This window comes from Plantactinospora sp. CA-290183, assembly GCF_050936375.1.
Lineage (GTDB): Bacteria > Actinomycetota > Actinomycetes > Mycobacteriales > Micromonosporaceae > Plantactinospora.
The window spans coordinates 947,798-963,043 of the sequence record NZ_JBNJMX010000001.1 but is presented as its reverse complement, the minus strand read 5'-3'; the positions used below and the strand labels follow the sequence as shown (position 1 = coordinate 963,043).

The window sequence follows — 15,246 nt, the reverse complement described above, 5'->3', positions numbered from 1 at the left end:
GGGTCACTCCCCCGGGGTGGACTTCGCGATCTGCATCAGGAACTCGATGTTGGTCCGGGACTGCTTGAGCCGGTCCAGCAGCAGGTCCAGCGCCGCCTGCGAATCCAACGAGTGCAGCACCTTGCGCAGCTTGTGGATGATCGCCAACTCCTCCGGCGCGAGCAGGATCTCTTCCTTACGCGTGCTGGAGAGGTGGATGTCGATGGCCGGGAAGGTCCGCTTGTCGGCGATCTTCCGGTCCAGCTTCAACTCGGCGTTACCGGTGCCCTTGAACTCCTCGAAAATCACCGTGTCCATCACGGACCCGGTCTCCACCAGCGCGGTGGCGAGGATGGTCAGCGACCCACCGTTCTCGATGTTCCGCGCCGCGCCCAGGAAGCGCTTCGGCGGGTAGAGCGCGGTGGAGTCGATACCGCCGGACATGATCCGGCCGCTGGCCGGCGCGGCCAGGTTGTACGACCGGCCGAGCCGGGTCACCGAGTCGAGCAGTACGACCACGTCGTGGCCGAGCTCGACCAGGCGCTTGGCCCGCTCGATGGCCAGCTCCGCGACCGTGGTGTGGTCCTGCGGCGGACGGTCGAAGGTGGCCGCCACGACCTCGCCCTTGACCGAGCGCTGCATGTCGGTGACCTCTTCGGGCCGCTCGTCGACGAGGACGACCATCAGGTGGCACTCGGGGTTGTTGGTCGTGATCGCGTTGGCGATCGCCTGCAACACCATGGTCTTACCCGCCTTCGGCGGCGACATGATGAGCGCCCGCTGGCCCTTGCCGATCGGCGTCACCAGGTCCATGACCCGGGTGGTGAGGATGTGCGGCTCGGTCTCCAACCGCAGTCGCTCCTGCGGGTAGAGCGGGGTGAGCTTGTAGAACTCGGGCCGCCGCTTCGCCTCGTCCGGGTCCATCCCGTTGATGGTGTCGAGCCGGACGAGGGGGTTGTACTTGTCCCGCCGCTGCTCGCCGTCGCGGGACGCCCGTACGGCACCGGTCACCGCGTCGCCGCGGCGCAGGCCGTACTTCTTGACCTGGGACATCGAGACGTAGACGTCGTTGGGCCCGGAGAGGTAGCCGGTGGTGCGGACGAACGCGTAGTTGTCCAGCACGTCGATGATGCCGGCCACCGGGACGAGCACGTCGTCCTCGTTGACCTGCGGCTCCCGACCGCCACCGCCGCCACCGCCGCTCTCGGCGTTGTCCGGCCGGTCGCTCCGGCCCCGACGCCGGTCGCGGAAGCGGCTGCGACGGCTGCGCCGTCCACCGCCCTCGCCGTCGTCGTCGCCGTCGTTGTCCCGGTCGGCGGAACGCGGCCCGCGGTCGTTGCGGTCGGCCCGCTCGCCCCGGTCACCACGCTCGTTGCGGTCGGTCCGCTCGGAACGGTCGGCCCGCTCGCCGCGGTCACCCCGCTCGTTGCGCTCACGGCCGTTGCGCGACTCGGCGCGCTCCGCGCCGTCACCGCGCTCCGCGCCGTCACCGCGGTCCGCCCGGTCGCCGCGATCCCCACGCTCGCCGCGATCCCCGCGCTCGCCCCGATCCGCCCGCTCACCGCGATCCGCCCGCTCACCGCGATCGGTACGGGTACCACGCTCCGAATCATCGGACCGTTCGGTCGAAACCGCCTCGGCGTCCGCCTTGGCGGCGCCCCGGCCGGATCGACGGGACGTCCGGTCCCGGCCCTCCCGGGCCTCCCGGCCCTCTCCGCCGGTCACCGGCGCCTGCTCGGCGCCGCGGCGCTCGGTGTCCGACCGGTCACCACTGTCCCGGACCTCGGCGCGGACCTCTTCCCGGGCCGGGGCGGCCGCGGCCGAGACCTCTGCCCGGGGACGGGGCGCGCCACCGGTGGCGGAGCCACCCTGCCGCTCCGAGATGGCGGTGATCAGCTCGCCCTTGCGCATCCGGGCCGTACCGGAAATGCCGAGCGACGCGGCCAGGCTCTGCAGCTCTGGCAGCAGCATCGCGGACAGCCCGGTGCCGGTCCGCCGACGGCGGGTAGGACCTGCGGTGGCTTCGCCAGCGACGTTGGAAACATCCGACGTCACGTCGGTGGTGTCGCTCAATGGATTCCTTCCCTCGATAAGGCCGGGGCTGCCCGTGTCCTGAGGAGCTAGGTGGCCGGGCGGCCTCGGTGCACCCGCCTCGCGTGACGCGTCGCGGGAGTCTGTAACACAGCAGCCGGTTGGTTTCCCGACCCACCAGCGTCGGTGGGCAGGTCTCGCCGCCTGCGGCGACCTGTGGAAACTGCGGTGCGGCGTGGCCTAGGCAGGGGTGAGACGGGCTGACCGCCGAGAGCTTCGGGGGTGCACCGACCCGCAGGAGTCGCATTGCTTCGCGGCTGTGCTAAGTCTAGAGCGTAATCAACTCTTCCGACCTGCGGCAACAGGGTCCCGCTCGGCGTGTCCCAGTCTACCCCCATCAACCTGGGCTCCGGCCACGTCTATGCCCAACCTTTGCACGGCCCAACCCATTCCCGCCGCGAATTCCTCAGGTGGGCTGGTCAGGGCCAGGACCGACGGTCCCGCCCCACTGACCACGGCAGCCACACCCGCCGCACGCAACTCGGCCAGCAGGGCCGCCGTGCCGGGCATGCCCTCGGCCCGGTAGTCCTGGTGCAGCCGGTCCTCGGTCGCCGCGAAGAGGAGCGCCGGATCCGCCGTCAGGGCGTGTACCAGCAGGGCGGCCCGGCCGGCGTTGGCCGCCGCGTCCGGGTGCGGCACGCTGGGCGGCAGCGCGGCCCGGGCCACCGAGGTCAGCCCGCGGGTCTCGGGTACGAAGACCGTCGGCCGGACCTCGGGCGCGACCGCCAGGGCGACCGCGCGGGCCGGGGCGCCCGGTTCCGACCAGGCGATGGTGAACCCGCCGAGCAGGCAGGGCGCGACATTGTCCGGATGCCCCTCCAGCTCGGCCGCCAGCCGCAGCGCCGCGGCGTCGTCCAGCCGCTGCCCACCGTCGTCGACCAGCGCGCGGGCGAGCTGCACCCCGGCCACGATCGCCGCCGACGAGGAACCCAGACCGCGCGCCTGGGGGATCCGGTTGACGCATTCGACGGCCAGCCCGGACGGCTGGCCGCCGAGCGCGTCGAAGGCGGCCCGCATGGCGCGGACGACGAGGTGGTCGTCCCCGGTGGGCAGCTCCCCCGCGCCCTGTCCGGTGACCTCCACCCGGCAGCCGTCCGGGGTGATCCGGGCGCTGACGTGGTCGTACAGCGCCAGCGCCAGACCGAGGGTGTCGAAGCCCGGGCCGAGGTTGGCGCTGGTCGCCGGCACCCGGACCCGGACCGGCTCGGAAACGAAGGACGGCCGCATCGGCTCATGCTAGGCGGCCCGGGCCGGTCGGTCGGGACCACGTCCGCCGCCTGGGACGCCCCGGGCGGCTCCCCGGCGGCGGATCAGCCCGCCGGGTCGCCGTCCGGGCCCGGCGCCGCGCCCGTCCCGTCCGGCGGCGGGCCGTCCGCCGGGTCACCCCTGGACGGGTCGCGGTGGGCACGGCCGCCCGCCGGTTCGCCCCGGGGCGACTTCGGGGTACGCCCGGTCGAACGCAGGGACAACCGCAGCGCGTACTCGATCTGGGCGTTGACGCTGCGGAGGTCGTCGGCGGCCCATCGGGCGATTGCGTCGTAGACCTGCGGATCGAGGCGCAACAGGAGCTTCTTGCGTTCGGCCATCGGTGCCAGTTCCTCTAGCTGTGCGGGCAGCTGCGCGGGGGTGGGTCAGCCGTAGAGGGTTCCGGTGTTCACCACCGGCTGGGCGGCCCGGTCGCCGCAGAGTACGACGAGCAGGTTCGCCACCATCTGCGCCTTCCGTTCCTCGTCCAACTCCACCACGTGTTCGTCGCGCAGCCGCTCCAGCGCGTTGGAGACCATCCCCACGGCGCCCTCGACGATCTTGAAACGGGCCGCCACCACCGCGCTCGCCTGCTGGCGGGCCAGCATCGCGTGTGCGATCTCCGGCGCGTACGCCAGGTGGGTGGTGCGGGATTCGAGCACCTCGACGCCGGCCAGTTCGACCCTTTCCCGCAGCTCGTGGGTCAGCTCCTCGCTGACCACCGTGCTGTCGCGCAGGCTGGAGCGGCCCGAGTCGTGCGCCTCGTACGGGTAGCTGGTGGCCAGGTGCCGGACGGCGGCCTCGGACTGCACGGCGACGTACTCGACGTGGTCGTCGACGGCGAAGGCGGCCTTGGCGGAGTCGACCACCCGCCACACGACGACCGCCGCGATCTCCACCGGGTTGCCGTCCGCGTCGGAGACCTTGAGCCGGGCGGTCTCGAAGTTGCGCACCCGGAGGGTGACGTGCGAGCGGTCCGTGAGCGGCCAGGTCCAGTGCAGGCCGGGCTGGCGGATGGTGCCGACGTAGCGGCCGAAGAACTGCACCACCTGGGCCTCGTTCGGGTTCAGCACGACGAACCCGGTCGCCAGCACCGCGAGGAGCACGGTGTAGCCGATGGCGACCACGATGATCCGGGGGTGGATGCCGGGCTCGTCGAGGACCGGCAGGACGGCCGCGAACCCGATGCCCGCCAGGGCCAGCAGGCCCACGATCGGGATGATCCCGGGGATCCGGAAGGCGGTGCGCTCCATGACATCTCCCTACTAGCAAAGTGATATCACTAGGATATCGATCGACCGCGAACCCGCAAGAGGGTTTCGAGGGCGGATCAGCCGACCGGCTCGGTGGCCGGGGCCGGTTCCCGGTCGGAGCGGTCGAGGCGACGGGTCGCGGCCCACCAGCCGACCGCGTAGACCACCGTGGTCAGGCCGCAGCCGACCAGCACGACCCGCTCGTCGACGAGGTCCACCACCCCGGCCACCGCGAGCTGGCTGACCGAGATGGCCAGCGTCGCCAGCATCATGTCGGTGGCGAAGACCCGGCCCCGCAGCCGGTCCGGCACCTCGCCCTGCAAGGCGTAGTTGGAGAGCACCCAGTTGCTCCCGCCGCCGAGGTGCGCGACGAAGACCAGCACCAGCACCAGCCAGAACCACGGCGCCACCGACACCCCGACGTACGCCAGCCCGTAGGCCGACATGGAGAGCGCCAGCCCGGTGAACAGCCAGGAGCGGTGGTGGAGCACCCTCCGGGTCAGCAGCGGCCCGACCAGCGCGCCGGCACCGCGTACCGCGAAGAGCAGGCCGGTGCCGAGCGCGCCGACCCCGTACAGGCCGGCCAGCAGGGGGAAGACGGTCAGCACGCCGTTGCCGAGCCCGACCGCGCTCTTCACCGTGACCAGGGCGAGCACCCGGGGACGCCGCCCGATGTAGTGCAGCGCCTCGCGGATCGCCGTCCACGGATGCTGCACCGGCTGGTCCGCCTCGCGCGGCACCTGCAACGGCCGGCGGATCAGCCGGGCGAGGCCGGCCGCCAGCGCCAGGCCCGCCGCCGCCACCCAGAAACAGACGTACGGTCCGGCGACGGCGGTGAGCACCCCGCCGAGCGAGGCGCCGACCACGCTCATCGTGCCCCACGCCGAGCCGGCGACCGCGTTCGCGGCGGCCAGGTCGGCCGGGTCGACCACGTTGGGCAGCGCCGCCTGGGCCGCCGGGGAGTAGAAGGCCTTGGCGACCGCCATCGCCCCGATCGCCAGCAACCCGAGCCAGGCCGTGTCCGCGCTGCGGACCGCGAGCAGCAGCAGGACCGCGACCAGCGCGGTCAGGTTCGACACGATCATGATCTTCTTGCGGTCCAACCGGTCCGCGACCGTCCCGGCGTACGGCAGCAGCAGGGCGAGGATGCCGGTGTCGACGGCGAGCACCAGCGCGCCCCACACGCCGCTGCCGGTCAGCTCGGGCAGCAGCACCAGCAGCGGCACCATGACGAACCAGTCGGCCCCGAAGACCACCAGCTCGGCCGCGAAGAGGTTGCGGAAGTCGCGGTTACCGGTAAGGACCGAACGGGGAGACGACACGTACCAGGACGTTACTACGCCCCCCGGCGTGCCGTCTCCCGGCCGCGACGCGCTACTCCTGCGGCGGCGGCAGGGGCGACCGGCGGCTCTTCGGCAACCGCAGCACCTCGAACTGGTCGGTGCCGTCGATCAATGCCCCGGACGGCGCGCCCCGCCCCGGCACCGTCCCGGCCGCCCGGTGCCGCCCCGCCTCGGCGGCACTGAGACCCGACCCACCGGCCCGCGGGGATCCGCCGTTGCGCCCATCCGCCGCGGCGCCGTCCGGATCACCGGCACGACGGCGGCCGAACCGCTCCCTGGCGTTCTCCACCATCGTGTAGAGGGTCGGCACCAGCACCAGGGTGAGCAGGGTGGAACTGATCAGCCCGCCGATCACCACCACCGCCAGCGGCTGCGAGATGAACCCGCCCTCGCCGGTCAGCCCGAACGCCATCGGCAGCAGCGCGAAGATCGTCGCGATCGCGGTCATCAGGATCGGCCGCAGTCGGCGCCGGCCGCCCTCGACCACCGCCTCGGTCACCCCCATCCCCTGGGCCCGGTACTGGTTGATCAGGTCCATCAGCACGATCGCGTTGGTCACCACGATGCCGACCAGCATCAGTACGCCGATCAACGCCGGTACGCCGAGCGGCGTGCCGGTGGCCAGCAGCAGGCCGATCGCACCGGTGGCCGCGAACGGCACCGAGACGAGCAGGATCAGCGGCTGCACCAGGCTGCGGAACGTGGCAACCATGATCACGAAGACGATCGCGATCGCGGCGAGCACGGCCAGACCCAGGTCGCCGAAGGCCTCCGCCTGGTCGGCGCTGACCCCGCCGACGGTGAACGTCGCCCCCGGCACGTCGATGGCGTCGAGCCGCCGTTGCAGGTCCTCGGTGATCGCGCCCAGGTTCGACCCGGTCGCCGTACCGCTGACCGTCACGCTGCGCTCGCCGTCGATCCGGGTGACCGCCAGCGGGCCCTGCACCTCGACGATGTTGGCGATGTCGTCGAGCTTCGCCGTACCACCCGGACCGACCCGCAGCGCGCGCAGCGCCGCGACCCCGGCCGGCGGCGCCCCGGTACGCAGCACCACGTCCTGCGGCGCGCCGTCCAGCGCCACCTGCCCGAGCGGGCTGCCCCGGAACTGCTGGCCGACGAGCTGGCCGACGGCCGCCTCGGTGAGCCCGAGCCGGGCAGCGGCGGCCCGGTCCACCGTGACGTCGATCCGGGGCGCGCTCTCCGCCAGGCTGCTGCTCACGTCCTCGACACCGGAGATCTCCGCCATCGCGGCGCGGGCCGCCTCGGTCGCCCGGGCCAGCACCTCGGAGTCCGGCGCCTGCACGATCACCTGGAGCTGGTTGGCCGCACCGGCGCCCGGGCCCCCGCCGGCGCCGCCGAACGCGATCTCGCCCGCGCCGGTCAACCGGTCGAACTCGGCACGCAGGTTCCGCTGGATCCGCTCGGCGTCCGCGTCGGGGTCCAGGGCGACCGAGAAGCTGGCGTTGTTGGCGCCGGCTCCGCCGCCCCCGAAGAGGCCGCCTCCGCCGCCGACCGTCACCTGGTACCGGTCGACGCCCCCGGTCCGCTCCAGCACCGCCTCGACCTGCCGGGCCGCCGCGTCGGTGGCCGCCAGGCTGCTGCCCACCGGCAGCTCCTGGCTGATGTTGAGGGTGTCCTGCCCGGAGTCGTCCAGGAAGTTCGTCTCCAGCCGGGTGGAGAGCCCGAACGTGCCGAGGAGCACGACCAGGCCGAGCCCCACGGTGAGCCAGCGGCGGCGGGTGGCGAACCCGATCACCGGCAGATAGCCGCGCTGGAGCGGGCTGTGCAGTTCCTTCTCCTCCGCCTCCCGGCGGACCGCCTCCTCGCTCGCACCGCCGTTCGCCGGCCGGAGGAACCAGTACGCCAGCACCGGGATGATGGTCAGCGAGACCAGCAGCGAGGCGAGCAGCGCCACCGTCACGGTGATCGCGAACGGGGCGAAGAGCTCCCCGACGAAGCCGCCGACCAGCGCGATCGGGGCGAAGACCGCGACGGTGGTGAGGGTGGACGCGGTCACCGCGCCGGCCACCTCGCGTACTCCGCCGACGATGGCGCGGTGCTTGTCCTCGCCGTACCCGAGGTGGCGTTTGATGTTCTCCAGTACGACGATCGAGTCGTCGACCACCCGGCCCACCGCGATGGTCAGCGCGCCGAGGGTGAGCAGGTTCAGTGAGTAGTCGCCGATCCAGAGCGCGATCAGGGCCACCAGCACGGAGAGCGGGATGGAGACCGCCGTGACCAGGGTCGACCGCACCGAGAGCAGGAAGACCAGGATCACCAGTACCGCCATCACCAGGCCGAGCAGTCCCTCGGTGGTCAGGCTCTCGATCGACTTCTCCACGAACGGCGCCTGGTCGAACACCACGGAGAGGCCGGCACCGGAGGCGGCCGACAACTCGGCCAGCCGGTCGCGGATCTCGTGCGAGATGCGTACCGCGTTGCCGTCCGGCGAGGCGGTGACCGAGATGCCGAGGCTGTCCACGCCGTTGGTGCGGGTGAGCGAGGTCGGCGCGGCGAGCTGCCGCTCGACGGTGGCGATGTCCCCGAGCCGCACCGGGGCGGCGCCGGCCCGCGCCGGCGGCAGGAAGATCCCGGCCAGCTCCTGCACCGTGGCGAACCGGGTGCCGACCTGGACCGTACGGGTCTGGTTGTTCTCGGTCAGCGCGCCCGCCGGGACCGCCACGCCGTTGGCCCGCAGCGCGGCCGCGATCGCGGTCGGCGCGACCCCGGCCGAGGCGAGCCGGGCCGGGTTCGGGGTGATCACCACCTGCTCGTCGCGGGCGCCGGTCACCTCGACCGTACGGACCCCCTCGATGCCCTCCAGCTCCGGCACGACCGTGTCGGCGAGGGTGGCCGCGAGCGCCCGTTCGTCCCCGTTGCCGGCCGCGGCGAGCACCACCGCCGGCAGGTCGTCGGTGCCACCGGCGAAGACCGTCGGCTCGACGCCCTCCGGCAGTTGCGCCTCGACCCGGTTCAGCGCGGTCTGCATCTTGTTGACCGCGTCGTCCAGGTCGGTGCCGAACTCGAACTCCACCTGGAGGGTGCTGGCGCCCTCCCGGGAGGTCGAGGTGACCTTGGTCAGCCCGACGACGCCCTGGATGCTGTTCTCGATCGGCTCGGTGACCTGCGCTTCGACGATCTCCGGCGACGCGCCCGGGTACTGCGCCATCACGAAGGCCGCCGGGAACTCCAGCGACGGCAGGAGCTGCTGCTTCAGCGACGGTACGGCGAAGGCGCCGAACCCGGCGATCACTATCGCGACGAGGGCGACGAGGCCCCGGTTGGCGAGACTGAGTCTGGCGAGCAGCGACATGTGCGGGCTCACTCCTGAATATCGGATCTGCGCAGGTTGCCGACCGCGCGATTCGGCGGGGGGCGGGGCGGCAGGAGAGAGTCTGCCTGACGCCGGGCGCCACCGCCGAGCCGGGGCGCGAGGCGCAGCATGCCGCGCCGCCGGGCCGGTACGCCAACTCCGGCTCAGCCCGCTCTCAGCCGACCGCCTGCCCGGGCCAGCGTCCGGGGGCGGCTCAGACGAGGTCGAGAGAGCGGGCCGCGGCCAGTACGTCGTTCTGGATGGTGATCGGGCTGGGTGCGGTGGAGATGGCCCACTCCGGGTCCTTGAGCCCGTGACCGGTGACCGTGCAGACGATGGTGGAGCCGCTGGGCACCTTGCCGGCGGCGGCCTGTTGCAGCAGCCCGGCGACGCTGGCCGCGCTGCCCAGCTCGACGAAGACGCCGACCTCGCGGGCGAGCAGCCGGTAGGCGGCGAGGATCTCCCGGTCGGTGACCGCCGCGATGAGCCCGCCGGAGGCGTCCCGGGCGTCGATCGCCTTCGTCCAGCTGGCCGGGTTGCCGATCCGGATGGCGGTGGCGATGGTGGAGGGCTCCCGGACCGCCTGGCCGGTGACGATCGGGGCGGCGCCGGCGGCCTGGAAGCCGTACATCCGGGGGCGGCGGGTGGCGTTGCCGGCCTCGGTCTCCTCCCGGTAGCCCATCCAGTAGGCGGAGATGTTGCCGGCGTTGCCGACCGGCAGGCAGTGGATGTCCGGGGCGTCGCCGAGCGCCTCGACGATCTCGAACGCGGCCGTCTTCTGCCCGTGCAGCCGGTCGGCGTTCACGGAGTTGACCAGCGCCACCGGGTAGTCCAGGGCGAGCTTGGCGGCCAGCCCGAGGCAGTCGTCGAAGTTGCCGTTGATCTGGAGCAGCCGGGCGCCGTGCACGAGCGCCTGGGCCATCTTGCCCAGCGCGATCTTGCCCTGCGGCACCAGTACGGCGCAGGTGAGCCCGGCCCGCGCCGCGTACGCGGCGGCCGACGCGCTGGTGTTGCCGGTGGAGGCGCAGATGATCGCCTTGTTGCCGGCCTCGACCGCCTTGGAGACGGCGACCGTCATGCCGCGGTCCTTGAACGAGCCGGTCGGGTTGGCGCCCTCCACCTTGAGGTAGACGTCGCAGCCGAGCCGGGCGGAGAGCACCGGGGCGGGCAGCAGCGGGGTGTTCCCCTCGTGCAGCGTGATGACCGGCGTCGCCGCACTGATCGGCAGCCGGTCCCGGTACGCCTCGATCAGACCCCGCCACATATCGCTCTCCTCGTAGCCGCGGTCCCGGCCCTCGCCGCAGCGGGGCCGGTCACCTCCACGGTGACCCACCGTCGCCGATGGGCCCCACCCGCACCAGGCACTAACCACCTGGCGGGACGACCGGTGCCACCCGTCGCGTCGCGCATGCAGGGGTCCCCGTCGGAGAGCGTTCTCCGCCGACGCCGCCGGGGGCGGTGGCACCGGGGCCGGCGGGTCAGCGGCCGGAGGCCTCGACGCGGAGCACGCTGGCGATCGAGCGGATCACGTCGAGGTCGCGCAGTTCGTCGACGGTCGCGGCGAGCGCGGCGTCCGGTGCGGCGTGCGTGACGATCACCAGGACGGCGTCGTCGCCGCCGCCGGTGAGCGACCCGGGTGGACCATCCGTCGGCGTCGAGGCCGGGCCGGTCGGCGCGGAGGCCTGCCGGACGGTCGCGATCGAGACGTCGTGCTTGGCGAACACCCCCGCCACCAGGGCGAGTACGCCGGCCCGGTCGGCCACGTCGAGGCTGATGTGGTAGCGGGTGACCGCCTCCCCCATCGGCCGGATCGGCAGCGCCGCGTACGCCGACTCGCTCGCCGCGCGCACCCCGGCCAGCCGGTTGCGGGCCACCGCCACCACGTCGCCGAGCACCGCGCTGGCGGTCGGCGCGCCACCCGCGCCACGGCCGTAGAACATCAGCTCGCCGGCGGCGGTCGCCTCGACGAAGACCGCGTTGAACGCGTCGCCGACACTGGCCAGCGGATGGCTGCGCGGGATCATCGCCGGGTGCACCCGGACGCTGACCGACTCCGCGCCGGTCGAGTCGACCCCCCGGGAGGCGATGCAGAGCAGCTTGATCGTGCAGCCCATCGCCTGGGCGCTGGCCACGTCCGCGGCGGTGACCTCGGTGATCCCCTGCCGGTGCACGTCCGCTGCGGTCACCCGGGTGTGGAAGGCCAGCGACGCCAGGATGGCCGCCTTGGCGGCGGCGTCGAAGCCCTCCACGTCGGCGGTCGGGTCGGCCTCCGCGTAGCCCAGCTCGGTCGCCTCCTCCAGCGCCTCCGCGAAGCCGGCGCCGGAGGAGTCCATGGCGGAGAGGATGAAGTTGGTGGTGCCGTTGACGATGCCGGTCACCTGGGTGATCGTGTCGCCGTGCAGCGACTCGCGCAGTGGTCGCAGCAGCGGGATCGCGCCGGCGACCGAGGCCTCGTAGTAGAGGTCGACGCCCGCCTCGGCGGCCGCGTCGTGCAGGGTCCCGCCGTCCTCGGCGAGCAGCGCCTTGTTGGCGGTCACCACGCTCTTGCCGGCCCGCAGCGCCTCGACCAGCCAGGTGCGTACCGGCTCGATCCCGCCGATGACCTCGACCACCACGTCCACGTCGTCCCGCTTGACCAGGCCGAGCGCGTCGGTGGTGAAGAGCTCGGGGTCGACCGGCAACGGGCCACGGTCACGGCCCAGCCGACGTACCGCGATGCCGGCGATCTCCAGCGGGGCGCCGACCCGCGCGGTCAGGTCGTCGGCCTGCTCGTGCAGCAGGCGTACCACCTCGGTGCCGACGGTGCCGCAGCCCAGCAGGGCCAGCCGAACCGGTCTCGTCATCCCACATCCAATGCCAGCAGATCGTCTTCGGTCTCCCGCCGGACGATCACCCGCGCCCGGCCGTCGTCGACCGCCACGACCGGGGGCCGCGGGACATGGTTGTAGTTGCTGGCCATGCTCCGGCAGTAGGCGCCCGTACCGGGCACGGCGAGAAGATCTCCGGGCTGCACGTCGGCGGGCAGGAATTCATCCTTCACCACCACATCCCCGGCCTCGCAATGCTTTCCCACCACCCGGGCGAGAATCGCCGGCCGGTCCGACGCCCGCGAGGCGAGCGTCGCCGAGTACGAGGCACCGTACAGCGCGGTACGGATGTTGTCGCTCATCCCCCCGTCGACGCTGACGTACGTCCGGATGCCGTCCACGTCCTTGACCGTGCCGACCTCGTAGAGGGTGAAGACGGCCGGCCCGATGATCGCCCGACCCGGCTCGATCGACAGCCTCGGTACGCCCAGGTTCAGCCCGGCACACTCCCCGTCGACGATCTTGTTGAGCCGCTTGGCCAGGTCGTGCGGTGTCGCCGGATCGTCCTGTGTGGTGTACGCGATGCCGAAGCCACCGCCCAGGTCCAGTTCCGGCAGCTCCACCCCGCGCGCGTCGCGGATCTGCGCCTGCAACGCCAGCACCCGGCGGGCGGAGACCTCGAACGCGCTCGTGTCGAAGATCTGCGAGCCGATGTGCGAGTGCAGGCCGCGCAGCTCCAGCACGTCCTCGTCGAGGATCCTGAACGCGGCCTCGGCCGCCGCGCCACCGGCCAGCGAGAAGCCGAACTTCTGGTCCTCGTGCGCGGTGGCGATGAACTCGTGGGTGTGCGCCTCGACGCCGACGGTCACCCGGACCAGCACCCGGGGCCGTACGCCCCGCTCGCGGGCCAGCGCGGTCAGCCGGTCGATCTCCTGGAACGAGTCGACGATGATCCGGCCCACCCCGGCGTCGACGGCGCGGGCCAGCTCGGCCGGGGACTTGTTGTTGCCGTGGAAGCCGATCCGCTCCGGCGGCATGCCGGCCGCCAGCGCGACCGCCAGCTCCCCACCGGAACAGATGTCCAGGTGCAGGCCCTCCTCGGCGATGATCTGGACCACCGCCCGGCAGATGAACGCCTTGCCCGCGTAGTAGATGTCCTCGCCCGGGAACGCCGCCCGGAACTCCCGGCAGCGGGACCGCAGGTCGTCGCAGTCCAGCACGTACGCCGGGGTGCCGAACCGCTCGGCCAGCTCGCGGACGTCCAGGCCCGCGACCACCAGCGCGCCGTCGGCGCCGCGCGTCACGGTGCGCGGCCACAGTCGCGGCACGAGGGCGTTGACGTCGTCGGGGGTACGCAGCCACTCCGGCCCCCGGGATCCGAGGTCGCCGTGCAGCGCCCCGGCCTCATGCGCGCGCATCAGAATTGCCTTTCGTTCGCGACTGCGGGGCTCGCAAACCCGGCTCACTCCTCGCGCTCACGGTGCCCCCGTCCGTTCGCGACTGCGGGGCTCGCAAACCCGGCTCACTCCTCGCGCTCACCGGGGTCACATCCTCTCGGGGGCGGAGACGCCCAGCAGGTCCAACCCGTTGGCCAGGACGATCCGGGACGCCTCGACCAGCCAGAGCCGGGCCCGGGTCAGCTCGGTGGCCGGCTCGTCGCCGACCGGCAGCACCCGGCAGGCGTCGTAGAACCGGTGGTAGGTCCCGGCCAGCTCCTCCAGGTAGCGGGCGATCCGGTGCGGCTCACGCAGCTCCGCCGCCGTCGCCACCACGGCCGGGAACTCGCCGAGCGTCTTGAGCAGCTCGTTTTCCTTGGCGTGGCTGAGCAGCCCCGGCTCGAAGTCGTCGCCCCGGGTCACCCCCAGGTCGGCCGCGTTGCGCAGCAGGGAGGCGATCCGGGCGTGCGCGTACCGCACGTAGTGCACCGGGTTGTCGTTGGAGTTGCGGGTGATCTCCTCGATGTCGAGGGTCAACGGCGAGTCGGTCGAGGAGCGCGCCAACGAGTAGCGGGCCGCGTCCACGCCCACGGCATCGACGATCTCGTCGAGCGTGATGATGTTGCCGGCCCGCTTGGAGAGCCGGGCCGGTGCGCCGTTGCGGACCAGGTTGACGAACTGGCCGATCAGGATCTCGATGTTGAAGTCCGGATCGTCACCGGCGCAGGCGGCGATGGCCCGCAGCCGGTTGACGTAACCGTGGTGATCGGCGCCGAGCAGGTAGACGCACTTGTCGAAGCCGCGCTCCCGCTTGTTGATGTAGTACGCCGAGTCGGCGGCGAAGTAGGTCAGCTCGCCGTTGCTCCGGATCAGCACCCGGTCCTTGTCGTCGTCGAAGTCCGTGGTGCGCAGCCAGATCGCGCCGTCGGACTCGTAGACGTGACCCTGCTCGCGCAGCCGGTCCAGCGCGTGCTCGACCGCACCGCCGCCGTGCAGGGTCCGCTCCGAAAACCAGACGTCGAAGTGCACGCCGAACCGCTCCAGGCTGGCCCGCATCTCCTCCAGCATCAGCTGGTAGCCGCGGTCCCGGAAGACGGCGACCGCCTCCTCGGACGGCCGGTCGACCAGCTCCGGGTGCTCGGCGACGATCCGGGCGGCGATCTCCGCCACGTACTGGCCGACGTAGCCGCCCTCGGGCACCGGCTCGGCACGGGCCGCCGCGTGCAGCGACCGGCCGAACCGCTCCATCTGGGCGCCGGCGTCGTTGACGTAGTACTCGCTGGTCACCTCGGCGCCGGCGGTGGTCAGGATCCGGCGCAGCGAGTCGCCGACGGCCGCCCACCGGGTGTGCCCGAGGTGGATCGGGCCGGTCGGGTTGGCCGAGACGAACTCCAGGTTGATCCGCTGCCCGGTGAGCCGGTCACCGCGCCCGTACCCCCGGCCGGCCTCGACCACCTCGCGGGCGAGCTGCCCGGCGGCGGCCGGGTCGAGCCGGAGGTTGAGGAAGCCCGGCCCGGCGATCTCGACCGATTTGACGCCCGGCGTCCGGGCCAGCTCCTCGGCCACGGCGGCGGCCAGCTCACGGGGCGGGAGGCCGACCCGTTTGCTCAGCTGCATCGCGATCGTGGACGCGTAGTCGCCGTGCTCCGGGTTGCGGGGTCGCTCCAGGGCCACCGACTCCGGCAGTACGGAGTGATCGAGCCCGCGCCGGTCGAAGACGGCGCGGGCGGCGGCGAGAACGGCCTCGGCAAGGTTGGCGGGAGTCACTTAAACATGTTA

General features: G+C 72.6%; 10 protein-coding genes. All 10 read right to left on the bottom strand.

Annotated elements, in window-relative coordinates:
- Positions 1 to 3 precede the first annotated feature (3 nt).
- Entirely contained in the window at positions 4 to 2,052 is a 2,049-nt protein-coding gene (gene rho / locus ACQEUR_RS04555; RefSeq protein WP_433025601.1) for a transcription termination factor Rho, read from the bottom strand.
- Between the two features lie 297 nt (positions 2,053 to 2,349).
- Positions 2,350 to 3,297 carry a homoserine kinase gene (gene thrB / locus ACQEUR_RS04550; protein WP_433025598.1) on the bottom strand — a complete coding sequence of 316 codons (948 nt, stop codon included), beginning with the start codon at positions 3,295 to 3,297 and terminating at the stop codon, positions 2,350 to 2,352.
- Positions 3,298 to 3,380: 83 nt separating this feature from the next.
- On the bottom strand, positions 3,381 to 3,656 hold the full coding sequence (locus ACQEUR_RS04545) for a hypothetical protein (protein WP_433025595.1): 276 nt from the start codon (positions 3,654 to 3,656) through the stop codon (positions 3,381 to 3,383).
- 45 nt (positions 3,657 to 3,701) lie between these two features.
- Positions 3,702 to 4,568, bottom strand: a complete 867-nt coding sequence (locus ACQEUR_RS04540; protein WP_433025592.1) for an SPFH domain-containing protein — start codon at positions 4,566 to 4,568, stop codon at positions 3,702 to 3,704.
- A 77-nt stretch (positions 4,569 to 4,645) separates the two neighbouring features.
- The gene (locus tag ACQEUR_RS04535) at positions 4,646 to 5,890 is read right to left on the bottom strand and encodes an MFS transporter (protein ID WP_433025589.1); all 1,245 of its coding nucleotides are present in this window, start codon (positions 5,888 to 5,890) and stop codon (positions 4,646 to 4,648) included.
- A 52-nt stretch (positions 5,891 to 5,942) separates the two neighbouring features.
- Complete coding sequence (locus tag ACQEUR_RS04530; protein WP_433025975.1) at positions 5,943 to 9,224, bottom strand: efflux RND transporter permease subunit; 3,282 nt, start codon at positions 9,222 to 9,224, stop codon at positions 5,943 to 5,945.
- 214 nt (positions 9,225 to 9,438) lie between these two features.
- Positions 9,439 to 10,488 (bottom strand): threonine synthase, encoded by a 1,050-nt coding sequence (gene thrC, locus ACQEUR_RS04525; RefSeq protein ID WP_433025972.1) that lies wholly within the window; start codon positions 10,486 to 10,488, stop codon positions 9,439 to 9,441.
- A 214-nt stretch (positions 10,489 to 10,702) separates the two neighbouring features.
- Entirely contained in the window at positions 10,703 to 12,067 is a 1,365-nt protein-coding gene (locus tag ACQEUR_RS04520; protein WP_433025586.1) for a homoserine dehydrogenase, read from the bottom strand.
- Positions 12,064 to 13,449 carry a diaminopimelate decarboxylase gene (gene lysA, locus ACQEUR_RS04515; protein ID WP_433025583.1) on the bottom strand — a complete coding sequence of 462 codons (1,386 nt, stop codon included), beginning with the start codon at positions 13,447 to 13,449 and terminating at the stop codon, positions 12,064 to 12,066. The genes ACQEUR_RS04520 and lysA overlap by 4 nt, the downstream gene beginning before the upstream one ends.
- A gap of 126 nt (positions 13,450 to 13,575) precedes the next feature.
- A complete protein-coding gene (argS, locus tag ACQEUR_RS04510) occupies positions 13,576 to 15,234 on the bottom strand; it encodes an arginine--tRNA ligase (RefSeq protein WP_433025580.1) in 1,659 nt (552 codons plus the stop codon).
- Between the last annotated feature and the right edge of the window lie 12 nt (positions 15,235 to 15,246).